25 protein-coding genes and 1 tRNA gene are annotated in these 24,696 nt (G+C 69.1%); 23 read left to right on the forward strand and 3 right to left on the reverse strand.

Going from position 1 to position 24,696, the window contains the following annotated elements; genetic code table 11:
• Positions 1 to 144 precede the first annotated feature (144 nt).
• The 15 genes from IG05_RS47650 (at position 145) to IG05_RS0104200 (ending at position 11,746) form a co-directional block, all read left to right on the forward strand.
• Entirely contained in the window at positions 145 to 1,470 is a 1,326-nt protein-coding gene (locus tag IG05_RS47650) for an ATP-binding protein (RefSeq protein WP_158838772.1), read from the forward strand.
• Positions 1,471 to 1,476: 6 nt separating this feature from the next.
• The gene (locus IG05_RS50480) at positions 1,477 to 1,695 is read left to right on the forward strand and encodes a KTSC domain-containing protein (protein WP_078893890.1); all 219 of its coding nucleotides are present in this window, start codon (positions 1,477 to 1,479) and stop codon (positions 1,693 to 1,695) included.
• 476 nt (positions 1,696 to 2,171) lie between these two features.
• Positions 2,172 to 3,023 (forward strand): helix-turn-helix domain-containing protein, encoded by an 852-nt coding sequence (locus IG05_RS0104140; protein WP_078893892.1) that lies wholly within the window; start codon positions 2,172 to 2,174, stop codon positions 3,021 to 3,023.
• Positions 3,024 to 3,119: 96 nt separating this feature from the next.
• Positions 3,120 to 3,509: an ATP-binding protein gene (locus tag IG05_RS0104145; protein ID WP_030339205.1), complete on the forward strand. Its 390-nt coding sequence runs from the start codon at positions 3,120 to 3,122 to the stop codon at positions 3,507 to 3,509.
• Between the two features lie 178 nt (positions 3,510 to 3,687).
• On the forward strand, positions 3,688 to 4,539 hold the full coding sequence (locus IG05_RS0104150) for an RNA polymerase subunit sigma-24 (protein ID WP_030339207.1): 852 nt from the start codon (positions 3,688 to 3,690) through the stop codon (positions 4,537 to 4,539).
• Positions 4,536 to 5,357 carry a hypothetical protein gene (locus IG05_RS0104155; protein WP_030339208.1) on the forward strand — a complete coding sequence of 274 codons (822 nt, stop codon included), beginning with the start codon at positions 4,536 to 4,538 and terminating at the stop codon, positions 5,355 to 5,357. Before IG05_RS0104150 ends, IG05_RS0104155 begins: the two co-directional genes overlap by 4 nt.
• 178 nt (positions 5,358 to 5,535) lie before the next feature.
• Positions 5,536 to 5,883 (forward strand): hypothetical protein, encoded by a 348-nt coding sequence (locus IG05_RS0104160; RefSeq protein ID WP_030339215.1) that lies wholly within the window; start codon positions 5,536 to 5,538, stop codon positions 5,881 to 5,883.
• 5 nt (positions 5,884 to 5,888) lie between these two features.
• Positions 5,889 to 7,256, forward strand: a complete 1,368-nt coding sequence (locus tag IG05_RS0104165) for an FtsK/SpoIIIE domain-containing protein (RefSeq protein WP_030339217.1) — start codon at positions 5,889 to 5,891, stop codon at positions 7,254 to 7,256.
• An 87-nt stretch (positions 7,257 to 7,343) separates the two neighbouring features.
• Entirely contained in the window at positions 7,344 to 8,039 is a 696-nt protein-coding gene (locus tag IG05_RS0104170) for a DUF2637 domain-containing protein (protein WP_030339218.1), read from the forward strand.
• Positions 8,040 to 8,052: 13 nt separating this feature from the next.
• The gene (locus tag IG05_RS0104175; RefSeq protein WP_030339219.1) at positions 8,053 to 8,232 is read left to right on the forward strand and encodes a mobile element transfer protein; all 180 of its coding nucleotides are present in this window, start codon (positions 8,053 to 8,055) and stop codon (positions 8,230 to 8,232) included.
• 15 nt (positions 8,233 to 8,247) lie between these two features.
• Entirely contained in the window at positions 8,248 to 8,403 is a 156-nt protein-coding gene (locus tag IG05_RS46655) for a hypothetical protein (protein ID WP_107051284.1), read from the forward strand.
• A 20-nt stretch (positions 8,404 to 8,423) separates the two neighbouring features.
• Complete coding sequence (locus IG05_RS0104185) at positions 8,424 to 8,729, forward strand: hypothetical protein (RefSeq protein WP_030339221.1); 306 nt, start codon at positions 8,424 to 8,426, stop codon at positions 8,727 to 8,729.
• A 103-nt stretch (positions 8,730 to 8,832) separates the two neighbouring features.
• Positions 8,833 to 10,182 (forward strand): replication initiator, encoded by a 1,350-nt coding sequence (locus IG05_RS0104190; RefSeq protein WP_030339223.1) that lies wholly within the window; start codon positions 8,833 to 8,835, stop codon positions 10,180 to 10,182.
• 23 nt (positions 10,183 to 10,205) lie between these two features.
• The gene (locus IG05_RS0104195; protein WP_199808245.1) at positions 10,206 to 10,376 is read left to right on the forward strand and encodes a helix-turn-helix transcriptional regulator; all 171 of its coding nucleotides are present in this window, start codon (positions 10,206 to 10,208) and stop codon (positions 10,374 to 10,376) included.
• Entirely contained in the window at positions 10,373 to 11,746 is a 1,374-nt protein-coding gene (locus IG05_RS0104200) for a tyrosine-type recombinase/integrase (RefSeq protein WP_030339226.1), read from the forward strand. The genes IG05_RS0104195 and IG05_RS0104200 overlap by 4 nt, the downstream gene beginning before the upstream one ends.
• Positions 11,747 to 11,837: 91 nt before the next feature.
• Here the strand turns inward: IG05_RS0104200 and IG05_RS0104205 are convergent, their stop codons facing one another.
• The gene (locus tag IG05_RS0104205; protein WP_030339228.1) at positions 11,838 to 12,308 is read right to left on the reverse strand and encodes a GNAT family N-acetyltransferase; all 471 of its coding nucleotides are present in this window, start codon (positions 12,306 to 12,308) and stop codon (positions 11,838 to 11,840) included.
• A gap of 300 nt (positions 12,309 to 12,608) precedes the next feature.
• A tRNA-Arg gene (locus IG05_RS0104210) sits at positions 12,609 to 12,680 on the reverse strand.
• A gap of 107 nt (positions 12,681 to 12,787) precedes the next feature.
• Here IG05_RS0104210 and IG05_RS41865 point away from each other — a divergent pair.
• The 7 genes from IG05_RS41865 to rho all read left to right on the forward strand — a co-directional run bounded on the left by IG05_RS41865 (position 12,788) and on the right by rho (position 22,065).
• On the forward strand, positions 12,788 to 13,372 hold the full coding sequence (locus IG05_RS41865) for a response regulator (protein WP_078893900.1): 585 nt from the start codon (positions 12,788 to 12,790) through the stop codon (positions 13,370 to 13,372).
• 180 nt (positions 13,373 to 13,552) lie between these two features.
• Complete coding sequence (gene nrtL / locus IG05_RS0104220) at positions 13,553 to 14,527, forward strand: ArgS-related anticodon-binding protein NrtL (protein WP_030339231.1); 975 nt, start codon at positions 13,553 to 13,555, stop codon at positions 14,525 to 14,527.
• A 51-nt stretch (positions 14,528 to 14,578) separates the two neighbouring features.
• Complete coding sequence (gene lysA / locus IG05_RS0104225) at positions 14,579 to 15,970, forward strand: diaminopimelate decarboxylase (protein WP_030339233.1); 1,392 nt, start codon at positions 14,579 to 14,581, stop codon at positions 15,968 to 15,970.
• Positions 15,971 to 16,123: 153 nt separating this feature from the next.
• Positions 16,124 to 17,416, forward strand: coding sequence for a homoserine dehydrogenase (locus tag IG05_RS0104230; protein ID WP_030339235.1), 1,293 nt, complete (start codon positions 16,124 to 16,126; stop codon positions 17,414 to 17,416).
• A 6-nt stretch (positions 17,417 to 17,422) separates the two neighbouring features.
• Positions 17,423 to 18,481 (forward strand): threonine synthase, encoded by a 1,059-nt coding sequence (gene thrC, locus IG05_RS0104235; RefSeq protein WP_030339236.1) that lies wholly within the window; start codon positions 17,423 to 17,425, stop codon positions 18,479 to 18,481.
• A gap of 283 nt (positions 18,482 to 18,764) precedes the next feature.
• Positions 18,765 to 19,682 carry a homoserine kinase gene (gene thrB / locus IG05_RS0104240; RefSeq protein WP_030339238.1) on the forward strand — a complete coding sequence of 306 codons (918 nt, stop codon included), beginning with the start codon at positions 18,765 to 18,767 and terminating at the stop codon, positions 19,680 to 19,682.
• 403 nt (positions 19,683 to 20,085) lie between these two features.
• Positions 20,086 to 22,065, forward strand: coding sequence for a transcription termination factor Rho (rho, locus tag IG05_RS0104245; RefSeq protein WP_030339240.1), 1,980 nt, complete (start codon positions 20,086 to 20,088; stop codon positions 22,063 to 22,065).
• 184 nt (positions 22,066 to 22,249) lie between these two features.
• Here the strand turns inward: rho and IG05_RS0104250 are convergent, their stop codons facing one another.
• Positions 22,250 to 22,477 carry a hypothetical protein gene (locus tag IG05_RS0104250; RefSeq protein WP_030339242.1) on the reverse strand — a complete coding sequence of 76 codons (228 nt, stop codon included), beginning with the start codon at positions 22,475 to 22,477 and terminating at the stop codon, positions 22,250 to 22,252.
• 590 nt (positions 22,478 to 23,067) lie between these two features.
• Here IG05_RS0104250 and IG05_RS0104255 point away from each other — a divergent pair.
• Positions 23,068 to 24,681, forward strand: coding sequence for a phospholipase A2 (locus IG05_RS0104255; protein WP_051789484.1), 1,614 nt, complete (start codon positions 23,068 to 23,070; stop codon positions 24,679 to 24,681).
• The last annotated feature ends 15 nt before the right edge of the window (positions 24,682 to 24,696 follow it).

Genomic DNA, 24,696 nt, shown 5'->3' on the forward strand with positions numbered 1-24,696 from the left:
GGCGAGGGCGAGGCACCGCTGTTCATGACAGCGCCTGGAGCCCTTCATATGCTCAATCAAACCTTGACTGCTGAACAAGCGCGCGGCTGACGTACGTCCTAGTCTGGTTGTGACGGCCTGAGTGAGTAAATTCAGGGGGCGGCCATGCCGAAATCCCACAGGGCGACACTCCTGAACGCCTTTACACCGTCGCATGAAATCACGGATCCAAAGCTATTCGCCGGGAGACACGAGCAAGTCCGCGAGCTGACCGATTCGCTGCACACGGCTGCGGAGATTCCATTGATTTACGGAGATCGAGGCTTGGGAAAGAGCAGTTTGGCTATTCAAATGCAATGGATAGCGATGGGTGCAACTGAGTTGCTCGACTCGATGGGTGCGCATGATCACGCCATAGATCAAGAAGATGCTTTCATGGTCTTCTATGCGACATGCTCAGACGAGATCCGCAACGATGCCGACCTGCTGCAGTTGCTCATAAACTGCATGGAGGAAGTGGACCTCGAGAGCAAGACAAGAAAAGTCTCCAAGCTAGTCGATAGAAAGACAAGGAAACAACTCAGCTTCAAGGTGGTCCAGCTTGAGTCCACGAAAACTTACCAGCAGGAAGCTGCCAGAATAAAGCATGAAAAGCTCAATCAATCAGAAAAGCTCTTGGGTCTGGTTAGGGCCATGATGGACTCTGTTGGCCAGCGGCGGATACTTTTCGTCATCGACGAACTCGACAGGGTGGCCGATCTCTCCGGATTCGCATCCTTTCTACATAATTCGAGTAGCCCCGAGCTGCGGTTCGCGTTGGTCGGAGCAGCACAAAGCGTTGCCGATCTGCACCTCTCCCACCACTCAATTGATCGCCATCTGGCTCCAGTGCAGGTGACGCGAATGAGTAATGGGGAGTTGGCTGACGTGATAGACCGTGCACTGCATTCACTGCGCGCCCAAGGTCTAAATTACAAGTTCGCTCCTGATGCAAGGACCCGGCTAGTCCGGACAGCGGTCGGGTTCCCCTGGTTCGTTCATGTCATTGGCCAGCAATCCCTGCTGGCGGCGTACGAGCAAGGGAGCGCGACCGTGTCAAATGAAAACATCACACAAGCGATAAGAAAACTCACCGACAAGCGCTTTGCGCAGCAATTCGCCGATTCTTACCAGCATGCCGTCCGTGATTCTATAACGCGAGAGAAGGTGCTGCGACTTCTTGCCGCTTGGCCCGGCGAAGATATCCCGACAGGAGACGCTTATGCAATTCTCCGAAGTTGCGGAGTGTCGAAACCATCGACATATGTGAAGCAGCTCAAATCGTATGAGTACGGCGAGGTTCTGACATCGCCTGGCTACCAGCGTAGCAGTCTAATTCGATTCAAGAACGAGATGTTCAGGCAATATGCCTACCTGCGCCCTCCCATCCATGATCCGGTTGATGTGGACGCGATCGAGAATGCGATTGCCTCATATTCCCGGAGAGGGTAGTCTTCCATGTTGGATTGGGTACGGGTTTCGGAATCTAAATTGGTCGCAGCTTGCGCGTACGATGAAGCGGCGGAAAGGATATTTGTACGGTTTCACTCTGGGACGGTCTGGCGGTTCGAAAACTGCAGTCGGGAAATGTGGCGATCCCTTATGATTTCCGGTACCAGTAAAGGGCGGTACGTCCAGGACGTCCTCTCAAGGCAAGAGCATCACGTAGTCACGTGATAGTGGAATAAAGAAAAGGGATCAGCATTGCGCCCGTGTATGGTGGGTCCACGACTCCGTTAGGTCGGTGGAGCGGCTTTGGGCTGGAGCTGCTTTGGCGCGAGTGATCACGGCCCCGTAAGCTTTCGGCGCGTCGGGCAGTCTGTGGACCTGCCCGGTAAAGCACGACGTTGGGGCCGTGATCTTCGAGGCTCGCGCCAAAGTGGCTGCCTAAAGCCGTGTAGCCGACCGCCCCAGCCACGACGTATCCCTTTCTCTGACGGCAAGTGGCTGATTGCTGTGAGCGCGGCACGGGCGCTGGCCGGGCTGGAGCGGGGCGTAGACAGGAGCGCAGGCCCGGCCGGGGGCCGGGCCGCGCGCGGTGAGCGGAGCGAGCCGCCTTGAACCAGTAGAGAAAGTTTGAATCATGCTCGGGCTGCTGATCGTTGTGGCTGGCAGTACCGGCGTCTGCCGACTCGTGGTGTAGAACCCTGGGCATGGGGAGTGAGCGGCGGGAGCTGATGAAGGCGCTTGGAGCGCGTCTTCGTGTGCTTCGTACACAGGCTGGCCTGACCGGTGCTGCGCTGGCGCAGCGTGCCAGCGTGGGACAACCAACCGTGTCCAAGGTCGAGACTGGCCGGATGGTTCCCAGTCCGGACGTGCTGGACAGGTTGTCTCGGGCCCTGGGCCTGGATGAGTCGACCAGTAGTGAGCTACATGACCTCCTGGCCGGCGTGATGGCCGCCACCGACTCTGGCTCGACCGCAGCCGACTCAACGGGAACCGGCACGGCGGTAGATGAAGCGGTCCGGTCCGCGCGGCTGGTGCGCTCCTTCCAGTGCGTTGTTCTGCCGGCCATGTTGCAGAGCGCGGAGTACGCCCGGCACGTCTTCGAGAGTGCTCCTCATGCGACGCCTGAGGCTGTCGGTCGGGCCGTCGCCGCCCGTGTGGATCGGCAGAGCGTGTTGTACGAGCCGGGACGGGAGTCGGTGTTCGTGATCACCGAAGCCGTGTTGCGTACCTGGCCGGGGAGTCCGGCGCTGATGCTCGCGCAGTTCGACCGGTTGCTGGCGGTGGAGAGCCTGAGCACGGTACGGCTCGGGGTGATTCCCTGGCGTCGGCCGGTGCCGGTGCTGCCACGGCACGGCTTCACCTTGTGCGACCAGCGGGCGGTCGTGATCGAGAGCTTCGACAGCGAGCGGGTGTCCACTGACGCTGCTGAAGTGGCGGCCTACGAGCAGACCTTCGCTCGCTTTGAGCGCGCAGCCTTCTTCGGGTCCGAGCTGCGTGAGCTGCTGTTGCTGGTGATGAAAGAGTTCCGCGACTTGGGAGACACCCTCACCCCTTAGAGGAATAATTCCTCTCGATGCCTAGCTTGCTGCATCGGACCGGGAATACTCTGCCGCCAAGGCTGTCTAGACCCCTAGACGAACGGAGAGGTTCCCATGCTCACCAAGTGGTGCCGTGTCTTCCCCGGCTTGCCGGAAGAGGTGCCCCATGCTCGTCACTTCGTCGCGTCCCTGCTCGAGGATCGGGGTCCGGTCGAGGATGCCGTCCTGATCGTGAGTGAGCTGGCAACCAATGCCGTGCGGCACACGCGCAGCGGCGTGGTGGGTGGCTGGTTCCTGGTTGTTGTCGGCCTTGGTGACGATCTCGTGCGGATCCAAGTGATCGACCAGGGTGGCGATCGCGTACCTCACCTGTGCCCCGCCACCACCCGCGAAGAGGGGGGCCGCGGGCTACGGCTGATTGATGCCTTGGCGAAGAACTGGGGCTACACGATCTTGCCCGACGGGCGCTCCGTCTGGGCGGAGCTGGTGCGGGCGAGCGCATGAGCGTTAAACGTGCGGTGTCTGCGGGGGGTTGCTTCGCCGGCGGTGGGGTGTGAGCCCAAGGGGCGTGCCCCGGAGGAGATCGCGTTTCTATGTGATCGGCGTGCGTACCGGGCGGCGCCTGCCACCCGTACCGTCTAGGGCCCTAGACTCCTGGGTACTGCTGCTGGGAGGTGAGGTCATGTCGGACGAACTGCAACGGATCATGGCGATTGACGATCCGTACCTGCTCCTGCGCGAGGTCACGACCCGGTTGGCGGACGCACAGCAGGAGGTGACCGAGTTGGCCCGCCTCCGTCGGCGGGTGGTGCAGGACCTGCATGCGCAGGGGCTGTCGTACGCGCAGATCGCCGCAAAGGCCGGCCTGAGTCGCGGGCGGATCCACCAGATCCGGCACACTGGCCCTGCGCCGGAAGGGGCCTTTCTCGGTCGGGGTGCCGTCACTGTCGCCACACCGCTGCGGCGTGACGATGAGCGCGGTCGCACGGTCGTCGCCGTGGATGACGTCAGTTCCGGCAAGCGACTGGAGGAGCTGGCGCGGACGTACGGGCTCGACGTCACCTCGGAGCACGTGCCGGTGAGTGGTGAGATCGACCTCAACCGCGACGGCCTGATCGTCGTCTGCGGTCCGCGCATGTCCCAGGCGATGTGGGACACGTACGCCCAGGATCCCGTTTTGCAGTGGCAGCGCGCCGAGGACGGGCCCTGGACGGTGGTGGACCGGCAGACCGGCACTGTGCACCGCTCTGGCCAGGACAGCGATCCGGCCCGGCCGTACGACGTCGGATACCTCGGCCGGCTCTCGCGCCCGGACGGAAACGGTTCGCTGCTCGCCATTGCCGGTATCCACACCCAGGGTTCTCTCGGTGTCGTGCAGTTGCTCGCCAACGACTTGAACAATCTGTGGGGGCAGGTCGGCGATCACCAGTTCTCCACGCTGGTGGGTGTCGAGTACGACACGGAGACCAGCGAACCGCAGTCCGTGGAACTGCTCTGCCCCCTGTACCGGCACGATGAGGAAGCGGCGGCGTGAGGATCGACCTCGCCACGCTTCCGGCCGTCCCCGGCCGGGAGACCGAGGACTTCGCCGCTGCCGGTGCTGGCGCGGCCGTACTGCTCGACGGTGCCGGCGTCGCCGGGGCCGAGACGGGGTGCACACACGGGGTCGCCTGGTTCTCCGGGACGTTGGGCGGCCTGCTGCTGCGCAGCATCACCGCGCACCGCGCACGGCCCCTCGCCGAGTGCCTCGCCGACTCCATTCGCCTCGTCCGATCCCTGCACGAGGACAGCTGCGACCTGGCTTATCGGGCCAGTCCGACCAGTACGGTCGTTGCCACGCGGGTCGGCCTCGGGGGGCTGGAGTACCTTGTCCTCGGTGACTCCTCCCTGCTCCTGGCGGACAAGGGCGACGGTACGACTGTCATCACCGACCGGCGCCTGGATGAGGTCGGCAAGCGGCTACGCGGACCGGTTGACGCACTGCCGACCGGCTCGCCCGAGCACTCCGCCGCACTCGCCGAGTATCGGGATGCCTTGACGAGGCTCCGCAACCGGCCGGGCGGCTTCTGGATCGCCGGCCCCGATCCCCAAGCCGCTGAGCATGCCCTGACGGGGACGGTCCCCCTCGATTCACTGGCGTCGGTGACGCTGCTGAGCGATGGGGCAACGCGACTTGTCGACCGCTTCGAACTCGCGGACTGGGAAGAGACGTTGGCTGTCCTGAGTTCCTGCGGGCCGGACGAATTGATCCGCCGGGTTCGCGAGGCCGAGGACTGTGACCCGCATGGTCGCCGCTGGCCGCGCGGGAAGACGCACGACGACGCGACCGTCCTTCACTGGACCCTGCCGTAGCGCGTTCGCACGGGCAGGAGCCACCTCGTATACCCCCCTAGACAGTTGACTGGGCGTCGGTTACCTTACTGTCGACCCCCCTAGACAATTGGGTGGGCGCCTCCCCGTGCTGTCTAGGGGGGTATCCAGTCCGAGCGACGCCGATCACCGAAGGCGCCGACAACTCAGTGAGGTATTGATGCGAGTCATCCCCGTAGACACCTCGGCCGCGACGCTGCTCGTCACCAAGCTGCCCGAGGTGAAGGTCAGGGACCGGCAGACCGGTGAGGTCGCCGTGGACCCGGTGACCAATCAGCGGCTCATGACGCTGGAGGTGGTGTTCATCGCGGCCGGTGGCTCGGACATGATCAAGGTCACCGTTCCGGAGCAGGGGATCGGAGACGGTCTGGTCATGGGAGCGCCGGTCATCCTGTCGGGCCTGGTGGCCCGGCCCTGGGAGAGCGAGTTCGGCGGGCGGACCCGTCACGGCATCGCCTACCGGGCCGACGCCGTAATGGTCAACGCTCCGGTCGCGGCGCAGGGCTGATCGCCATGGCCGACACAGTGCGCGTGCTGTTACCGGTCCTGCTGGTCCTGGTCGTGCTCCTGGTGGTGCGTCGCCGCATGCCGGTGGTGTTCTGGTGGTTGGTCGGGTATCCGGTCGTTGCGCTGCGCTTGCTCATCTCGTACCGGGCGACGATGGACGCGTGTGGTCTGACGGTCCCGGCTTCGGCCGTCCGCCGGGCCACTGCCCGGATGATGGGGCGGCAGGCGGCGCCCGTACCGCCCCGGCGGACTTTCCCACTGCCGACCGGGTCGGGCCTCGTGATGCGCCTGCGTATGGCGACCGGACAGGCACCCGAGGACTTCACCGCCTCGGCTGACCGGCTGCGGCACGCCTGGGGAGCCCATGCCGTGTACGTGCGCCCCACGAAACCGGGGTGGCTCGAAGTGCGGTTGGTCGGCTGGGACGTGCTCGCCGAAGTACGCCCCGCCCGCCGTCGGGTTTCGACCGGCCCCCTCTGCCTGCCCTTGGCCCTACGAGAGGACGGCCGTTGGCACGTACGGGACTTCCGCACCGTGCCGCACGAACTGATCCTGGGCGCCACACAGTCCGGCAAGTCCGTCTACCTGCGCAACCTGCTGTGTGGCTTGGCCCGGCAACGGGCCGTGCTCGTCGGGATCGACTGCAAGTGGGGCGTCGAACTGGCCCCGTTCGCACCCCGGCTGTCGGCGCTCGCCGACGACCCGGACCGCGCGAACGAACTCCTGGACGTGTTGGTGGAAGAGATGGAGGCGCGGTTCCGGCTCATCGGTCTCAGTGGCGGGACCGGTCCGGATGCCACCCTCACCTCGGACGTGTGGGGGCTGCCGGAAACGGTGCGGCCGGTGCCGGTCGTGGTCGTCGTGGACGAGGTGGCGGAACTTTTCCTCGCCGCGAACAAGGACGACGAGAAGCGGCGGGACGCCATGGTCACCAAGCTCATCCGCCTCGCCCAGCTCGGCCGCGCGGCCGGAATCTACCTTGAAGTCTGCGGGCAGCGCTTCGGCGCCGAACTCGGCAAAGGCGCGACCATGCTGCGCGCTCAGCTGACCGGCCGCGTCTGCCACCGTGTCAACGACGAAGCGTCGGCGAACATGGCGCTGGCCGACATCTCGCCTGAGGCTGCGCTCGCCGCCACTTCCATCCCCGCCGAACGGCCTGGTGTCGCGGTCGTCGGCGACTCCTCCGGCGGCTGGTCCCGTGTCCGCTCGCCCCACCTCACCCTCGCCGACGCGGCGGCCGTCTGCCGCGACACCTCGGCCCTGGTCCCGGAACTGCCCCGGCTCGCCTCCTTCCGGCCCACCCTTGCCGTCCAGTCCGCCGGATCGTCCTCCGTCACCGCTGTCGCGCCCACCGCGCGCCCGGTGACCGAGTAGCCCGCTCCATCACCTCACGGCCGGCGTGACCGCCTCGCGCCATGTCCCTACCCCTCCCATGCCCAAAGCAGGAAGGAACCGGAGCCGATGCGTGCCCACATGGTCCGCGTGGACGCCGTTGTCGTCCAGGCCGTCATCGCGGGCACCCTGTCCTTCTCCCACCTCCACGACCTCGCGGCGGCGGCTGGACAGGGCGGCTGGAAGGCGTGGGCCTACCCCGTGAGCGCCGACCTGCTGCTGGTCGCCGCATGGCGCCGGATGAGGCAACAGCAGCGAGCGGGGCAGGCGGCCAGTAGCCCGCGGCTGTGGTTCCTGGTGGCACTGGCCGCATCTCTTGGTGCCAACGTCGCCACCGCCGGACTCCTCGACCTGGAACACGTCCCCGCCTCGCTCCGCGTCGTCGTCGCGGGCTGGCCCGCCGTCGCCTTCTTCGGCGGCACTCTCCTGGCCCACACGCCGCACAGCCCGGACACGTCGGCGGTCCCGGAGTCGTCGACCACTGACCCGTCCGAGGAACAGGCCACCGCACCGGCCGCCGTCGACGCTCCCGCACCGGACGCGCTATCAGCTCCGGCTCCCGAGCCCACCACGTCCGAGCCGGAAACCGTCCCGGCTCCGCCGCCCGGCCCCGCCGTCGCGCTGCCGCCCGTGCTCATCGACCGTGTCCGGGCCCTGGCCGACGAACACCGCTCGACCACCGGCCGCCCCGCCGACCCCGACGCCGTACGCGCCCGGCTCGGCCTGCCCCCGTCCATGACCGCGTCCGTCGCCGCCCACCTCTGAGAGGAGCACCGTCATGCACCGCCGCTTCCGCAACGTCCGCCGCATCGGCCCCGTGAACGTCGCCTCCTACGTCGACCGGGGCAGGAACCGCCACCTGGCCGCCTGCACCGCGCCCCGCTGCGACTTCTCCGCCGAGTACGACTCCCGCGCCGCCGCCGAACTCGCCGCCCGTACCCACCGCTGCTCGGCCTGACAGGAGACCACCCCCATGGACGTTCCGCTCTGGCTCGCCCTGCTCGTCGTCGGCGTCCTCGGCGTCAAGCTCATCCGTCCGCCCTGGTGGCTCATTGCCGTACTCCTCCTCGGCGGCTACCTCCTCGCCGACAGCCTGCTGGCCCCCGTCATCAACTCCCTCGTCAAGTAACCCGCGAAAGGAGATCCCTCATGTTCCGGCCGAAGATCCCGACCATGCCGCAGCCGACCGGCCTGACCGCCCCGCCCACCGTTATCCAGCCGAGCACGGTCAGCCCGGCTCGCTCGGCCACGCCGCCGGCCTCCCAGGCTCCGGTCGCATCCCGTCCGGCTGTCCAGCACACGCCCGGAACCGTGCTCGCTCTCGTCGGCGGCGGCACCGCCGTGGTCCTGGTCGTCGGTGCCGTCCTCGTCTCGATGCTCCTCGCCGTCGCCCTGACCGCTACCTCGGTCGCCGTCTGCGCCGTCGTCACCCGCTCCCTGCTCACCCGCCGCTGATTCAAAGCCCCTTCCCGCCCGGCTTGCCGTTGCTGTCTAGCCCCCTCGACAGGCAAGCCGGGTGGCCAGCCCAACACCGGACCACTCAAGGAGGAACCCGCACATGCGCCCGCTGGCTCCCCTGGGAGCCATCCGTCACCTGGCCGCCCTCGCCCGGCACGGCGACGTCAGTGCTTACGCCCGGCAGATCCAGGGTCTCGGCGGCTGTGAGCGGCCCGTCCGAATAGAGGGCCACCGGCTCGACGTCCACGCCGCCACGGGCGAGATCGTCCGGGAAGTCATCGGCCGCGACCTGCCTGCCGGACAGCTCCTCATTCGCTGCAACAACCGTCGCGCCACCCGGTGCAGGGCCTGCGCCGAGACGTACCGCAAGGACACCTTCCACCTGGTCACCGCCGGCCTGAGTGGCGGCAAGGGCATTGGTCCGGCCGTCGCCCAACACCCCCGCGTCTTCGCCACGTTCACCGCCCCTTCCTTCGGCCCCGTCCACAACCGCCCCGCCGGTGGCCGCTGCCGCTGCGGACGCTCCCACCCGGAGGACGACCCCGCCCTGGGCACACCACTGAACGCGGAGCGGTACGACTACCGGGCAGCCGTCCTCTGGAACGCCCACGCCGGAGCCCTCTGGGCCCGCTTCACCACCTACCTGCGCCAACAGCTCGCCTCCCGCGCAGGCGTCACCCGGACCGCGCTGCGCGACTGCCTCAAGGTGTCGTACGCCAAGGTCGCCGAGTACCAGCGGCGCGGCGCAGTCCACTTCCACGCCGTCATCCGCCTCGACGGTCCGGACGGTGCCGACTCCATCCCACCGGCCTGGGCCACGACCGAACTCCTCACCGACGCGATCCGCTCGGCGGTCCGCCTCGCCGAGGCACCCGGCCCCGTGCTCGACGGCCGCACGTACACCTTCCGCTTCGGCGACCAACTCGACATCCGCCCCATTCGCTCCGCCGACTTCGCGGGCGCTTCGGAGCTGTCCAGCCGGGCCGTGGCTGCCTACATCGCCAAGTACGCCACCAAGGGCACCGAGACCGCTGGCACCCTGGACCGTCCCGTCCGCAACCCGATCACGGACCTGATCGGCTCCGGCGTCACCGACCACGCCCGCCGGATGATCCTCACCTGCTGGCACCTCGGTGGGCTACCCGAACTCGAAGCCCTGCGCCTGCGCAAGTGGGCCCACATGCTCGGCTTCCGCGGCCACTTCTCCACCAAGTCCCGCGCCTACTCCGTCACCCTCGGCGCCCTCCGCCAAGCACGCGCCGACCACAACGATGCTTTGGCCCGCGCACGCGCCGCCGATGCGGGCCACCCCCTGCCAGCCCCGGACACCGTCCTCGTCCTCTCTCACTGGCGCTTTGCCGGCACCGGGTGGACGAACGCAGAACACCTCATCGCTTGCGGCACCTCTCCTCGCTCAACCGACACGCAAACGGAAGGAGAACCGACATGAACCAGCATGTTCACGACGAGCTAATGACCGTTCGCCAGGTGCTCGATGAGCTGGGTGGTGTCTCTCGCCGGACCTTCTACCGTTGGCGCGAGCTCGGTCAGGGACCCGCGGCATTCAAGCTCCCGAATGGACAACTCCGCGTCTGGCGGAGCGACTTCACTACGTGGTTGCGGAAGTTGGAGGCAGCGGCGTGAAGTCTCTTGATGTGAAGGTGTGGGGCGTCCGGAAGAGGAACACCAAGAAGTCGTCGTTCGACGTCCGGTGGACTGTGGCTGGAAGCGTCTTTTCCGAGCAGTTCCGTACCAAGGGGCTCGCGGACCACTACCGTTCCAAGCTGCTCCGTGCCGCTCATGGCGGCGAGGAGTTCGACACGGTCACTGGGTTGCCTGACTCGATGGTCGAAAAGGCAGCGTCGATGAGCTGGTACGCCTTTGCACTGAGGTATCTCGCTATGAAGTGGCCGCACGCGGCTCCCAACACTCGCAGTGGGATCAATGAGGCGCTGACCGCGGTGACAATGGCGCTTCTCGATGATCGTCCGGGTCAGCCTCCCGAGGAACTGATCAGGAAGGCGCTTCGGAACTGGGCGTTCGTCCTTCCCGGCCCAGGTGATCGCGAATTGCCGAGCGAGATCGCGAACGCTCTGCACTGGGTGGCCAAGGCCTCTCGCCCGCTTTCAGACCTCGGTGATGCTGCGATCGGCAGGGCCGTCCTGGACTCGCTGAAGTTGAAACTCGACGGGACGGCGGCAGCTGCGGAGACGGTTCGGCGCAAGCGTCGGACACTCGTCAATGCGGTGCACTATGCGGTGGACCTCGGAGAGTTCAAAGAGAACCCGATCACGGCCATCCGCTGGAAGAAGCCCAAGGTGGCCGGGGAAGTCGACCCTCGGGTGGTCGCCAATCCGGAGCAGGCTCGGTCCCTGCTGACTGCGGTCTCGTACGTCGGTGGGTATAGCCGGGCGCGCGGCCGTCGACTCGTCGGCCTGTTCGCCTGCATGTACTACGGCGCCCTGCGGCCGGCTGAGGCCGTGGGCCTCACCAGCGCGGATCTGAGGTTGCCCGAGGGCGGCTGGGGGACAGCACTGCTGAACCGGACGCGTCCCAGCGTCGGCAAGCAGTGGACCGACTCCGGCGAGACCCACGACGACCGGGGACTCAAGAACCGGCCGGCGGAGGAAGTCCGGCTCGTGCCGATCCCGCCCCAGCTCGTCACCATCCTCCGGCAGCACCTCGATACGTTCGGTACTGCTGAGGACGGGCGGCTGTTCACCAACGAGCGTGGGGGAGTGGTTGGCTCGTCCACGTACTACCGCGTGTGGCAGGAGGCTCGGGCGCTCGGGCTCCCGCCGGCTGCCGTCGCCTCGCCGCTCGCTGCGCGGCCGTACGACCTCCGACACTCGGCGCTGTCGACGTGGCTCAACTCTGGGGTGGATCCGACCGAGGTGGCCGAACGTGCGGGCAACAGTGTTGAGGTGCTGCTGAGCCGCTACGCCAAATGCATTGATGGACGGCAGGAAATCGCCAACCGCAAGATCGAAGAGTTGCTGCGCGAATACGAGTGACGAGGCACATAGCCATTAGCCCCTGGCCCCTGCGCGGGTCGGGGGCTTCGTCGCGTCCCGGTCCCAGGGCATCGGCCGCTGGCCGATGAGCTTACTGAGCGGGGAAGACGAGCCGCAGAACGATCTCGCCGTCGTCGATCTCCCCGGTGGGCTCGAACCCGAACTTCTGGTAGAACGGCCACGGTTCGCCGTCGCCGGGATCGTAGCTGGTCAGTAGCTCGGTGGCGCCGTCCGCGCGCACGAGAGCGGCAATTTGCGTGAGGGTCTCTCGGCCGATCCCTCGCCTCTGGTGCCGCTTGTCGATGAGGAGGCGCCAGATGAAGTGCCGTCCTTTGTAGGGACCAGCCGGCGGCTTCCACGACAGCATCACGAAGCCGACTGGCTCGTCGCCGATGTACACCCCGCGGTACCAGGGGTTGGCCTCCGGGTGCTGTGCCGCCTGCTTGAGCGACTTGGACACGGAGGCGACGAACCGCTTCTGGTCGCGTCGGACACGGAGGGCACGAACGGCATCCCGGTTGTCGTCGGTGATCTCGCGCAGGTGTACGCCTGGAGACCTCATGCCACACCCCTTCCTGCATGCGGCGGCTGGGCCGTCCGGACCGACGTGAAGAGTCGCCCCCGTGCGGCAGTCAGCCGCAGCGTATTCGGCGCCGCGGATCTGGAGCGGCACCGGCACGCCGGGCTGCGCCCGCTTCAAAACAGCCACTGTGACCTGGGCAGACCCGCTCAGTTCCTGTCCACGAATAGTCCACAGACCCCGTCATACGGCCGCCTCGGGCCGCACACGCCTGCACATACGCGAAGACCCCGGCCTCAGCGTTTCCGCTGGTGACGGGGTCTTTGGGCACCTCATGCTGGGTGCCCCCGGCAGGATTCGAACCTGCGCACACGGCTCCGGAGGCCGTTGCTCTATCCCCTGAGCTACGGGGGCGTGTCGGCTGCTGAGCTCTTCGCTCGCGGCGACGGGTAGAACACTAGCAGGTCCTGCGGGGTGATCAGGAACTCGGTTTTCCGGGTGGTCCCCTGGAGGGGGTGGAAGTGGGGAAAACCCGGACGCGGTGGCCGGACCGGACCTACTCTCGACGTGTGCCAGGCACTCCGGGCCGGGTGCTTGTTGTGGACGACAACAAGGTCATCCGGCAGCTGATCAGGGTCAACCTCGAGCTGGAAGGGCTAGAGGTCGTGACCGCGGCCGATGGTGCCGAGTGTCTGGACGTGGTGCACCAGGTGCGGCCCGACCTCGTGACACTCGATGTCGTCATGCCCCGGCTGGACGGGCTCCGTACCGCCGCCCGGCTCCGGGCCGATCCCCGTACCCACCACCTGCCCCTCGCCATCATCAGCGCGTGTACGCAGTACGAGGTCGAGGCCGGCCTCGATGTCGGTGTGGACGCGTTTCTGGCCAAGCCCTTCGAGCCGGCCGAACTCGTCCAGCTCGTGAAGCACCTCATCGAGCGGCGCACCGCACCCGAGGGGCGTGAGGGAGAGGCGAGCAGGGGCGGGGGCGGCACCGGCGGGGGAGAGCCGGGCGGGGGTGGTGACGGGGAGGCCGACGGTGACGGGGGTTCCCCCGGTCACGGAGTCGGGGTCTTCCCCGGCCCTGGAGTCTCGCCCGGACAGTGAAGGTCGCCCGGACAGGCAAGGTCGACCGGACGGTGAAGGTCGCCCGGACAGGCAAGGGCGCCCGGACAGTGAAGGGCGCCCGGACAGGCAAGGTCCACCGGTCGCGGTCGGGGGGTCCGGTTCGGACCCCCCGCATAACCGGCTACCACCCCCACCCCCCTCCTCCCCTACGCTTGTCCCGTGACCCCCGTCGAGCTGTCCCGTGCCGTGCTGGGTGCGGTGCGTCGTGCTGTGGACGACGGGGAGCTGTGTGTGACCGTGCCCGAGCGGGTCGTGGTGAGCGAGCCGGGGCCCGGGGGGTGCGGGGACTTCGCCACGACCGTCGCGTTGCAGCTCGCCCGGCCGGCCGGGCAGCCGGCGCGGCGGGTGGCCGAGATCGTGCGGGTCCGCCTCGCGGAGGCCCACGGGATCCGGGACGTCGTCGTCACCGGGCCGGGGTTCCTCAACATCAGTCTCGACAGGCGGGTCGATCCCGTCGCGGGCCTCGTGCGGGAGATCCGGCGCACGGGCGCCCGGTACGGGCACGGCGACGCCCTCGCCGGGCAGGTCGTCGTGCTGCGGGTGCCGTACGAGGTGCGGGCCGAGGTCGTAGCCGACGCCGTCGTACGGCTGGTGGGGACCCAGGGCGGCCGGGCCACCGTGGAGCACGGCGAGCCCGTCACCCTGCGGCCCGTGCCCGCCCCGGAGGACCCCGCCCCGCTCGGCCCCGACGCCGCCCGGTGGGCGCTGCTGCACCCCGCCGCGCACGACCGGCCCCGGATCACCGCCGACCACCTCGTCCAGCGTGAGGCCAATCCGCTGTTCCGGGTGCGGTACGCCCACGCCCGTGTCCGTGCCCTCGGCCGCAACGCCGCCCGCCTCGGGTTCGACGCCGAGCCCGGCCCCGTGGACGACGCCCGGGGTCTTCTCACGCCCCTCGCCGACCACCCCCGCATCCTCTCCGCGGCCGCCACCCACCGTGCCCCGGACCGGGTCGCCCGGCATCTCGTCACCGTCGCCGATGCCGTGCTGCCCCTGCTGCCCCGCGTGCTTCCGGTCGGCGAGGAGAAACCCTCGGCCGCCCACCGTGCCCGGCTGGCCCTCGCCGAAGCCGCCGGGACGGTGCTGGCCGGTGGCCTGTCCCTGCTCGGCATCGACGCACCCGAACACCTCTGAGGCCCCCGAGCCGATGAGCCCCTCAGAGACAGAGAGTCTGAGAGTCACGTCATGAGCCGTTCCGCCCATCCCGCCGGGCCCCGCCACGCCGACGTCCTGCCCGAGGGCCACTACTCCGCACCCCCCGCCGACCTCAACGTCCTGGACCAGAAGGTGTGGGCCCAGACCGTCACGCGCGGCGACGACGGTGTGGTCAGCGTCGGCGGTGTCCCCGTCACCCGGCTCGCCGAGGAGTTCGGCACCCCGGCCTACGTCCTCGACGAGACCGACTTCCGGGCCCGCGCGCGGGCCTGGCGCGCCGCGTTCGGCCCGGACGCCGACGTCTTCTACGCCGGGAAGGCCTTCCTCTCCCGGGCCGTCGTGCGGTGGCTGGACGAGGAGGGGCTCAACCTGGACGTGTGCTCCGGCGGCGAGCTGGCCACCGCGCTCTCCGCCGGGATGCCCGCCGAGCGCATCGCCTTCCACGGCAACAACAAGTCCGTCGAGGAGATCCGCCGCGCCATGGACGCGGGGGTCGGGCGGATCGTGCTCGACTCCTTCCAGGAGATCGTGCGGGTCGCGCACATCGCGCAGGAGCTGGGGAAGCGGCAGAAGGTCCAGATCCGGATCACCGTGGGCGTGGAGGCGCACACCCACGAGTTCATCGCCACCGCCCACGAGGACCAGAAGTTCGGGATCCCGCTCGCCGGCGGGCAGGCCGCCGAGGCCGTACGGCGGGCCCTCCAGCTCGACGGGCTGGAGCTGATCGGGATCCACTCGCACATCGGTTCGCAGATCTTCGACATGTCCGGGTTCGAGGTCGCCGCCCACCGGGTCGTCGGGCTGCTGAAGGACATCCGGGACGAGCACGGGGTCGAGCTGCCCGAGATCGACCTCGGTGGCGGCCTCGGCATCGCCTACACCAGCGGCGACGACCCGCGCGAGCCGCACGAGATCGCCAAGGCGCTCACCGAGATCGTCACCCGGGAGTGCGAGAACGCCCGGCTGCGGACGCCGCGGATCTCCGTCGAGCCGGGGCGCGCCATCGTCGGCCCGACCGCCTTCACCCTCTACGAGGTCGGCACGGTCAAGGCGCTCGACGGACTGCGCACCTACGTCTCCGTCGACGGCGGCATGTCGGACAACATCCGGACCGCGCTCTACGACGCCGAGTACAGCGTCGCGCTCGTCTCCCGCGCCTCCGACGCCGAGCCGATGCTCACCCGGGTCGTCGGCAAGCACTGCGAGAGCGGCGACATCGTGGTCAAGGACGCGTTCCTGCCGGCGGACCTGGCGCCCGGTGATCTCATCGCCGTACCGGCCACCGGTGCGTACTGCCGGTCCATGGCCAGCAACTACAACCACGTGCTCCGGCCGCCCGTCGTCGCCGTGCAGGACGGCGCGGCGCGGGTGATCGTCCGGCGGGAGACCGAAGAGGACCTCCTGCGTCTCGACGTCGGCTGACCGGCGCGCCGCACGAAACGGTGGCGGAAGATCTACGGTCTTCCGCCCCCGTACAAATGAAATAGATGTCTCACGATCCGGACCAGGGGTAGAAACTGCCGTCCGGTGAGTGAGACTGGTCCAACCGTAGACGGTATGAGGAAACGAGGTCGGATGATGCGTACGCGTCCGCTGAAGGTGGCGCTGCTGGGCTGTGGGGTTGTCGGCTCAGAGGTGGCGCGCATCATGACGACGCACGCCGACGATCTCGCCGCCCGGATCGGCGCCCCCGTGGAACTGGCGGGTGTCGCCGTGCGCCGGCCCTCCAAGGTCCGTGAGGGCATCGACCCGGGCCTGGTCACCACCGACGCCACCGCCCTCGTCAAACGCGGGGACATCGACGTGGTGGTGGAGGTCATCGGCGGTATCGAGCCGGCCCGGGCGCTCATCACCACCGCCTTCGAGCACGGCGCCTCCGTCGTCTCCGCCAACAAGGCCCTGCTCGCCCAGGACGGGGCCGCCCTGCACGCCGCCGCCGGGGAGCACGGCCGGGACCTCTACTACGAGGCCGCCGTCGCCGGGGCCATCCCGCTGATCCGCCCGCTGCGCGAGTCGCTCGCCGGCGACAAGGTCAACCGGGTGCTCGGCATCGTCAACGGCACCACGAACTTCATCCTCGACAAGATGGACTCGACCGGCGCCGGCTACCAGGAGGCGCTCGACGAGGCCACCGCCCTGGGGTACGCCGAGGCCGACCCGACCGCCGACGTCGAGGGCTTCGACGCCGCCGCCAAGGCCGCCATCCTCGCCGGCATCGCCTTCCACACGCGCGTGCGCCTGGACGACGTCTACCGCGAGGGCATGACCGAGGTCACCGCCGCCGACTTCCGCTCCGCCAAGGAGATGGGCTGCACCATCAAGCTGCTCGCCATCTGCGAGCGCTCCGCGGACGGTACGTCCGTCACCGCGCGCGTGCACCCCGCGATGATCCCGCTCACCCACCCGCTCGCCTCCGTCCGCGGCGCGTACAACGCCGTCTTCGTGGAGTCCGACGCGGCCGGGCAGCTGATGTTCTACGGCCCCGGCGCCGGCGGTTCGCCCACCGCCTCGGCCGTGCTGGGCGACCTGGTCGCGGTCTGCCGGAACCGGCTGAGCGGGACCACCGGGCCGGGCGAGTCGGCGTACGCCGACCTGACCGTCTCCCCGATGGGCCAGGTCGTCACCCGGTACCACATCAGCCTCGACGTGGCCGACAAACCGGGTGTGCTCGCCCAGGTCGCCACCGTCTTCGCCGAACACGGCGTGTCGATCGACACCGTTCGGCAGCAGGGCAAGGACGGCGAGGCCTCCCTCGTCGTCGTCACCCACCGGGCCTCCGACGCCTCCCTGTCCGGGACCGTCGAGGCACTGCGCAAGCTCGACACCGTGCGGGGTGTCGCCAGCATCATGCGGGTTGAAGGAGAGTAACCAGCAATGACCCACCAGTGGCGCGGAATCATCGAGGAGTACCGGGACAGGCTGCCGGTATCCGACACCACGCCGGTCGTGACGCTCCGTGAGGGCGGCACGCCCCTCGTGCCCGCGCAGGTGCTCTCCGAGCGCACGGGCTGTGAGGTCCACCTCAAGGTGGAGGGCGCCAACCCCACCGGGTCCTTCAAGGACCGCGGCATGACCATGGCCATCAGCAAGGCCAAGGAGGAGGGGGCGAAGGCCGTCATCTGCGCCTCCACCGGCAACACCTCCGCCTCCGCCGCCGCGTACGCGGTGCGGGCCGGCATGGTGTCGGCCGTCCTCGTGCCGCAAGGCAAGATCGCCCTCGGCAAGATGGGCCAGGCGCTCGTGCACGGCGCGAAGATCCTCCAGGTCGACGGCAACTTCGACGACTGCCTCACGCTGGCGCGGGCGCTGAGCGAGAACTACCCCGTCGCCCTGGTGAATTCGGTCAACCCGGTGCGTATCGAGGGCCAGAAGACGGCCGCCTTCGAGATCGTGGACATGCTCGGCGACGCGCCCGACATCCACGTCCTCCCGGTCGGCAACGCGGGCAACATCACCGCCTACTGGAAGGGCTACAAGGAGTACGCCGCCGACGGCATCGCCGGCCGGACCCCGCGGATGTGGGGCTTCCAGGCGTCTGGCAGCGCCCCGATCGTGCGTGGTGAGGTCGTCAAGGACCCGTCGACCATCGCCACCGCCATCCGCATCGGCAACCCGGCCTCCTGGCAGTACGCGCTGGCCGCCCGCGACGAGTCCGGCGGCGCCATCGACGAGGTGACGGACCGTGAAATCCTGCGTGCCTACCGCCTGTTGGCCGCGCAGGAGGGTGTCTTCGTGGAGCCCGCCTCCGCGGCGTCCGTGGCCGGTCTGCTCAAGGCCGCCGAGCAGGGCAGGGTCGACCCGGGCCAGCGCATCGTGTGCACCGTCACCGGCAACGGTCTGAAGGACCCCGACTGGGCCGTCGCCGGCGCCCCGCAGCCGGTCACCGTCCCGGTCGACGCGGCCACCGCGGCCGAGCGCCTCGGCCTCGCCTGAGCGCCCCGGATCCGGGAAATCCCTGACAGGGTGCACAGGGGGCTTACGACACGCATCGTGCGCCTCCTGTGCGCCCTATGTCGCCACAGAACCTTCCTTCGATAGGCTGTACCGAACCCGCCTTCGCACATGCCCTCGCGCATGGCACGGCGCCGCGGTGTCTCCGCGGCCCGACGGGTCAGTCGTACGTCATCGGATGTCCACCGAACATCGGTCGAATGTCCACCGAGTCCCCCGACGAGGTCATTCGACCGCCACGCAGCTCAAGGAGTGTCTTCGAGCGATGGCCGGTCCAGCGTTCCGCGCCGCCGCCGTCCGGGTGCGCGTCCCCGCCACCAGCGCCAATCTCGGTCCGGGCTTCGACGCCCTGGGCCTCGGGCTGGGGCTCTACGACGACGTGGTCGTCCGGGTGGCCGACTCCGGGCTGCATATCGACATCGCGGGCGAGGGCAGTGAGACCCTCCCGCGGGACGAGAGCCACCTCCTCGTCCGTTCCCTGCGCACCGCCTTCGACCTGCTGGGCGGACAGCCCCGCGGCCTGGAGATCGTGTGCGCCAACCGCATCCCGCACGGCCGGGGCCTCGGTTCCTCCTCCGCCGCCATCTGCGCCGGCATCGTCGCGGCCCGCGCGGTGACCATAGGCGGCGAGGGCCGGCTGGACGACGCCGCGCTGCTGGAACTCGCCACCGAGATCGAGGGCCACCCGGACAACGTGGCCGCCTGTCTGCTCGGCGGCTTCACCCTGTCCTGGATGGAGGGCGGCACCGCCCGGGCCATCAGGATGGACCCGCACGATTCCATCGTTCCGGTGGTTTTCGTGCCCGGGAAGCCGGTCCTGACCGAGACCGCGCGCGGCCTGCTCCCGCGTACCGTGCCGCACGTCGACGCCGCCGCCAACGCGGGCCGGGCCGCCCTGCTCGTCGAGGCCCTGACCAGGCGTCCCGAGCTGCTGCTGCCCGCCACCGAGGACCGTCTCCACCAGGAGTACCGCGCCCCGGCCATGCCGGAGAGCGCCGCGCTGGTGGAGCGGCTGCGGGCCGACGGCATCCCGGCCGTGATCTCGGGCGCCGGGCCCACCGTCATGGCCCTCGCCGACGCCGACAGCGCCGACAAGGTCTCGCACCTCGCGGGTGAGGGCTGGGCCGCCAACCGGCTGGACCTGGATGTCCGGGGAGCGAGCGTGCTGCCGCTCGCGACCTGACACGGTTGCCGGATTATGGAGAGGGGGAATGTTTGTTGGATCCGGTAGTGTTAATCTCAAGTCTGCACCCGACCCCACCATGGCGAGGTGCCTCGTGTCCCCGTCCGGGACAGACATTCTTCCGGGAGCCTCCCGCGCCACTCCGTGTTCCTTGCGCCGTACCTGGGCAGTACGTCGTATGCGGGCACTGAGCGGGCCGCCGGGCACGCCCCGGAGTCGGTGCTACCACGCCACGTGACACTGGGTGCCACGGCTCGCGGAAGCGCCGATCACCGCACATTTCCTCCGCCGCTTTGGCGGACCACCGCCCCGGCACGGTTCACAGAAGACAGGACCGTAGCCGGACAGCACAACCGGTCGCCGAGCCAGACAGGCCGACGTCCGCTCCAGGGAAGGACCCTTCGTGAGCGACACCACCGATCTGATGGGCGCACGTGTCGAGGAGACCGCTGCCGCGCCCGCCACGGACGCCTCCGCGCCTGCCACCGGTGCCGGCTCCCGGCGGCGCCGTGGTACCGGCCTTGAGGGCATGGTGCTGGCCGAGCTGCAGCAGGTTGCCTCGGGCCTCGGCATCAGGGGCACCGCGCGGATGCGCAAGAGCCAGCTGATCGAGGTCATCAAGGAGGCGCAGGCCGCCGGGGGAGCCCCCGCCGCCAAGGCCGACACCGCCGCCGAGACCAAGCCGAAGCGCCGGGCCACCTCCAAGGCCCGCACCGGCGAGGAGGCCGAGAAGAAGGCGGAGGCCAAGGCCGCGCCCGCCGACAAGGCCGTGGCCCAGCAGCAGATCGAGATCCCCGGCCAGCCCGCCTCCGACGACGCCCCGAACGAGCGCCGGCGCCGCCGCGCCACCGCCGATGCGGGCAGTCCGGCCCAGGGCGGCGCGGAGACCGTCGCCGCCGAGGCCAAGGGCGAGAGCAAGGCCGAGACGCCGGCGCAGCAGGGCGAGGCCAAGGGCGACGCCGGTGACGGCGAGGGCCGTGGCCGCCGGGACCGCCGCGAGCGCGGCCGGGACCGTGACCGCCGCAACAAGGGCGACGACCAGCAGGGTCAGGGCGGCGGCCGCCAGGACCGGCAGGACCGGCAGCAGCAGGGCCAGCAGCAGGGCGGCGGCCGTCAGGACCGCAACGCCGGTCCGCAGGACGACGACGACTTCGAGGGCGGCCGCCGTGGCCGTCGCGGCCGCTACCGCGACCGCCGGGGCCGTCGGGGCCGTGACGAGATCGCCGAGCCGCAGGTCGCCGACGACGACGTCCTGATCCCGGTCGCGGGCATTCTGGACATCCTCGACAACTACGCCTTCATCCGGACCTCCGGCTACCTGCCGGGTCCGAACGACGTGTACGTCTCCCTCGCCCAGGTCCGCAAGAACGGCCTGCGCAAGGGCGACCACGTCACCGGTGCGGTCCGGCAGCCCAAGGAGGGCGAGCGCCGCGAGAAGTTCAACGCGCTGGTCCGCCTGGACTCCGTCAACGGCATGGCGCCCGAACACGGCCGCGGCCGCCCGGAGTTCAACAAGCTCACCCCGCTCTACCCGCAGGACCGGCTCCGCCTGGAGACCGACCCGGGCGTGCTCACCACCCGGATCATCGACCTGGTCTCGCCGATCGGCAAGGGCCAGCGCGGTCTGATCGTGGCCCCGCCGAAGACCGGTAAGACCATGATCATGCAGGCGATCGCCAACGCGATCACGCACAACAACCCCGAGTGCCACCTGATGGTCGTCCTGGTCGACGAGCGTCCGGAAGAGGTCACCGACATGCAGCGGTCGGTCAAGGGCGAGGTCATCTCCTCGACCTTCGACCGCCCGGCCGAGGACCACACCACGGTCGCCGAGCTGGCCATCGAGCGGGCCAAGCGACTGGTGGAGCTGGGCCACGACGTGGTCGTGCTGCTCGACTCCATCACGCGTCTGGGCCGTGCCTACAACCTGGCGGCGCCCGCCTCCGGCCGCATCCTGTCCGGTGGTGTCGACTCGACCGCGCTCTACCCGCCGAAGCGGTTCTTCGGCGCGGCGCGCAACATCGAGGACGGCGGCTCGCTGACCATCCTGGCCACGGCGCTCGTGGACACCGGGTCCCGCATGGACGAGGTGATCTTCGAGGAGTTCAAGGGCACCGGCAACATGGAGCTCAAGCTCGACCGGAAGCTCGCCGACAAGCGCATCTTCCCGGCGGTGGACGTGGACGCGTCCGGTACCCGCAAGGAGGAGATCCTGCTCGGCAACGAGGAGCTGGCCGTCGTCTGGAAGCTCCGCCGGGTCCTGCACGCGCTGGACCAGCAGCAGGCGATCGAGCTGCTTCTCGACAAGATGAAGCAGACCAAGTCGAACGGCGAGTTCCTGATGCAGATCCAGAAGACGACGCCGACGCCGGGCAACGACTGACCCGCACGCCGTAAGCGGCTGCACGCCGTAAGCGGCTGCACGCCGTAGGCAGCCGCACGCTGTAGCCGAGGGCCGCTCCCACCATGGGGGCGGCCCTTCGCGCTGTCCGTGCGCCTCGCGTCCGGTGAGCGGACAGGTGACGTCGGAGAGGCGGGCGGGGTTCCCGGTGCTGTTGTGACCTCGGTCACGTCACCCCGGGGTCCTTGCCTCCGCTTTGCCGAGGTGAAGGCGGGGTGAAGGGGCCGGTCACCGGGGCCGCGAAGGCCGTGACCACCGCCCCCGTCCCGGTCGCCGAACCGGCCAGGCGCAGGGCGCCTCCCGGGACCCGCAGATCGAGGAAGAACCGTGTGACCGCGCCGGCCCGGCGCAGGCCGTGGACGCGCTCGCCGGGGTAGCCCGGCTCGCGCAGCACCGCCCCGACGCGGTCGGGCGCGCGGGGTCGGCCGGCCGGTCGAGCGCCTCGGTGATGCGCTCGGCGTGGCGGCGGCTCTCGCACGCCTCGACCGCGCTCGGTGCGGGCTGCCGCGGCGGCGCGGAGGAGTCCGGCGCCGGCTCGGTGCCGCGGGGTGCGACCGCGCCGACGGGTGCGGCCGCGTGGGCGGGTGTGGCCGGTTCGACGGGGAGCGGCTCCACCGGGGCGGCCGGCGGCCTCTCGTCCGGCGCGGCCGGCTCCGGCGGGGGCGTGTCCGGTGCGCACGGCCGTCCCACCGCGTCGAGCATCTCCAGGAAGGCGACCCGCGGATCCGGGGTGGGCGGCTCCTCGTTCGCAGGGGCGTCGGCGGGGGGTTTCCGGGGGCCTTCGGCAGGTCTCCTCGGATGCGGCCAACTCTGCGCGGACATGCGGGGATTCGTCGCACGGGGACAGTCTCCCGCCCTTCCGGCGGCTCTTCACCGCCGCAAAGAAACGGACTTCTTGATTCCCTATGCAGGATCTTGTGGCTGTGTTGATCAGCTCTTTATGGTCTGGCGTTCAACCGAGTTGATCAATTCGAGGGGGGAATTGTGCGCAAGGCAGTTGTGCCGGTCATCACGGCACTCTCTTTGTCGCTGCTGCTTCCGATGCAGCAGGCGTCGGCCGCCACGGTCGATCCGCCGCTGGCCACGGGCGAGATCCAGCAGATAGGCCCGGGCCTGTACTTCAGCGAGTCCCAGTCCTTCCAGATCTCCGAGGGTGACGTGGCCGTCGGCGCCATCGGCCGCCGGCACAGCGTCGTCGCCCAGGCGGGCGGAGCCGCGCAGCCGGAATCGGCGCCCGCGTCCCGCGCCGACATCGGCGCCTTCGGCCCCGGGTGGGAAGCGGAATTCCTCGGCGGCACGCTCAACCGCAAGCTGGAACAGCAGGGCAGCGACATCGTGGTCACCGACCTCGACGTCGGTGAATCGTTCCGCTACAGCCTGACCAGCAGCATCGCCTACCCGAGCGGCGGCGGCGTCAACAAGTACCAGACCACCGACGGCTCCAAGATCACCGAGACCACGAAGTGGGACGCCTCGGCCGGCGCTCTGGTCACCACCGTCGTCGAGAGCCTCGGCGCGGACCTGTCCGCGACGGAGACCGGCGACGACACCTTCACCGACGCCTCCGGCAACCCGGTGCCGTCCGCGGACCTCAAGCCCACCTACACGTGGAAGCAGGCCGCCCCCGGCACCGACAAGTGGCGGGTCACCGGCGTGGGCAGCACCTCCAACGGCACCTCCACGGTCGGCTACGACACCCAGGGGCGCGTGTCCACCATCACCGAGCCGGCCGCCGGGGAGACCCCGCAGCAGTCGCTGACGGTGACCTACGCGTCGAACACGACGGCCTCCGGCTCGACGTACGGCGACTACCAGGGCCGCGCCAAGGAGATCTCCCTCACCGCCGGCACCACGACGCAGACGGTCGCCCGGTACGCCTACGACGCCTCGGGCCGGCTGCGGACCATGACCAACCCCGTCGAGAGCGCCGAGCCGGTGGCGTCGTACTCCTACGACACGACCGGACGCGTCTCCACGATCAGCTCGCCCGCCAACGGCGCCTGGGACCTCACCTTCCCGGCCGGCTCCGCCGCCCCGAACGTCGAGTCCACCGGCCTGGCCCGCCCGGCCTCGCAGTCCACGTTCCAGGGCGCGGCCGGCATCACCGACCCGGGCGCCTCCGGCCCGCCGGCCGCCGACTTCACCACCGGTGAGATCTCCGACCCGCAGTCCTACCCGCGCCAGTGCAGCACCGCCACCTCCTGGCTGTGGTACACGAAGGCCGGCTGCGCCGCCTGGGTCGCGCACTACGGCTGGCACGCCCCGTACTGGAAGAAGCTGCCCAGCGGCTACTGGGTGGTCGGCATCAACCACGACCACTGCACCCAGTCCCCGGACAAGCCGTCCGGCTACGACTTCCGGTCCGCCTGCGACATGCACGACTACGGCTACGGCCTGATCGGCAACACCTACAAGGGCTACAAGTACTACCTCGACCGCAGCAAGAAGTCGAACGTGGACAACGCCTTCCACACCACGCTCCGCGACTACACCTGCTCCGCCTACCGGTTCAAGAGCGTGTGCCGCAGCATCGCGTACACGTACCTGAAGTTCGTCCAGCGGTACGGCAACCCGAAGAACGGCGCCAACGCCACCTGAGCCGCGGTACGGCCT

Source organism: Streptomyces sp. NRRL S-1022 (assembly GCF_000720135.1).
Lineage (GTDB): Bacteria > Actinomycetota > Actinomycetes > Streptomycetales > Streptomycetaceae > Streptomyces.

What these genes read in the sequence shown, in the direction of transcription:
- IG05_RS0104185 (WP_030339221.1), top strand. Translation starts at nt 8,424, where the DNA reads ATGTTCCGGCCGAAGATCCCGACCATGCCGCAGCCGACCGGCCTGACC.
- IG05_RS0104170 (WP_030339218.1), top strand. Translation starts at nt 7,344, where the DNA reads ATGCGTGCCCACATGGTCCGCGTGGACGCCGTTGTCGTCCAGGCCGTC.
- IG05_RS0104145 (WP_030339205.1), top strand. Translation starts at nt 3,120, where the DNA reads ATGCTCACCAAGTGGTGCCGTGTCTTCCCCGGCTTGCCGGAAGAGGTG.
- IG05_RS0104190 (WP_030339223.1), top strand. Translation starts at nt 8,833, where the DNA reads ATGCGCCCGCTGGCTCCCCTGGGAGCCATCCGTCACCTGGCCGCCCTC.
- IG05_RS0104160 (WP_030339215.1), top strand. Translation starts at nt 5,536, where the DNA reads ATGCGAGTCATCCCCGTAGACACCTCGGCCGCGACGCTGCTCGTCACC.
- IG05_RS0104165 (WP_030339217.1), top strand. Translation starts at nt 5,889, where the DNA reads ATGGCCGACACAGTGCGCGTGCTGTTACCGGTCCTGCTGGTCCTGGTC.
- IG05_RS47650 (WP_158838772.1), top strand. Translation starts at nt 145, where the DNA reads ATGCCGAAATCCCACAGGGCGACACTCCTGAACGCCTTTACACCGTCG.
- IG05_RS0104195 (WP_199808245.1), top strand. Translation starts at nt 10,206, where the DNA reads ATGACCGTTCGCCAGGTGCTCGATGAGCTGGGTGGTGTCTCTCGCCGG.
- IG05_RS50480 (WP_078893890.1), top strand. Translation starts at nt 1,477, where the DNA reads ATGTTGGATTGGGTACGGGTTTCGGAATCTAAATTGGTCGCAGCTTGC.
- thrC (WP_030339236.1), top strand. Translation starts at nt 17,423, where the DNA reads ATGACCCACCAGTGGCGCGGAATCATCGAGGAGTACCGGGACAGGCTG.
- IG05_RS0104150 (WP_030339207.1), top strand. Translation starts at nt 3,688, where the DNA reads ATGTCGGACGAACTGCAACGGATCATGGCGATTGACGATCCGTACCTG.
- thrB (WP_030339238.1), top strand. Translation starts at nt 18,765, where the DNA reads ATGGCCGGTCCAGCGTTCCGCGCCGCCGCCGTCCGGGTGCGCGTCCCC.
- lysA (WP_030339233.1), top strand. Translation starts at nt 14,579, where the DNA reads ATGAGCCGTTCCGCCCATCCCGCCGGGCCCCGCCACGCCGACGTCCTG.
- IG05_RS46655 (WP_107051284.1), top strand. Translation starts at nt 8,248, where the DNA reads ATGGACGTTCCGCTCTGGCTCGCCCTGCTCGTCGTCGGCGTCCTCGGC.
- IG05_RS0104205 (WP_030339228.1), bottom strand. Translation starts at nt 12,308, where the DNA reads ATGAGGTCTCCAGGCGTACACCTGCGCGAGATCACCGACGACAACCGG.
- IG05_RS0104230 (WP_030339235.1), top strand. Translation starts at nt 16,124, where the DNA reads ATGATGCGTACGCGTCCGCTGAAGGTGGCGCTGCTGGGCTGTGGGGTT.
- IG05_RS0104175 (WP_030339219.1), top strand. Translation starts at nt 8,053, where the DNA reads ATGCACCGCCGCTTCCGCAACGTCCGCCGCATCGGCCCCGTGAACGTC.
- IG05_RS0104140 (WP_078893892.1), top strand. Translation starts at nt 2,172, where the DNA reads ATGGGGAGTGAGCGGCGGGAGCTGATGAAGGCGCTTGGAGCGCGTCTT.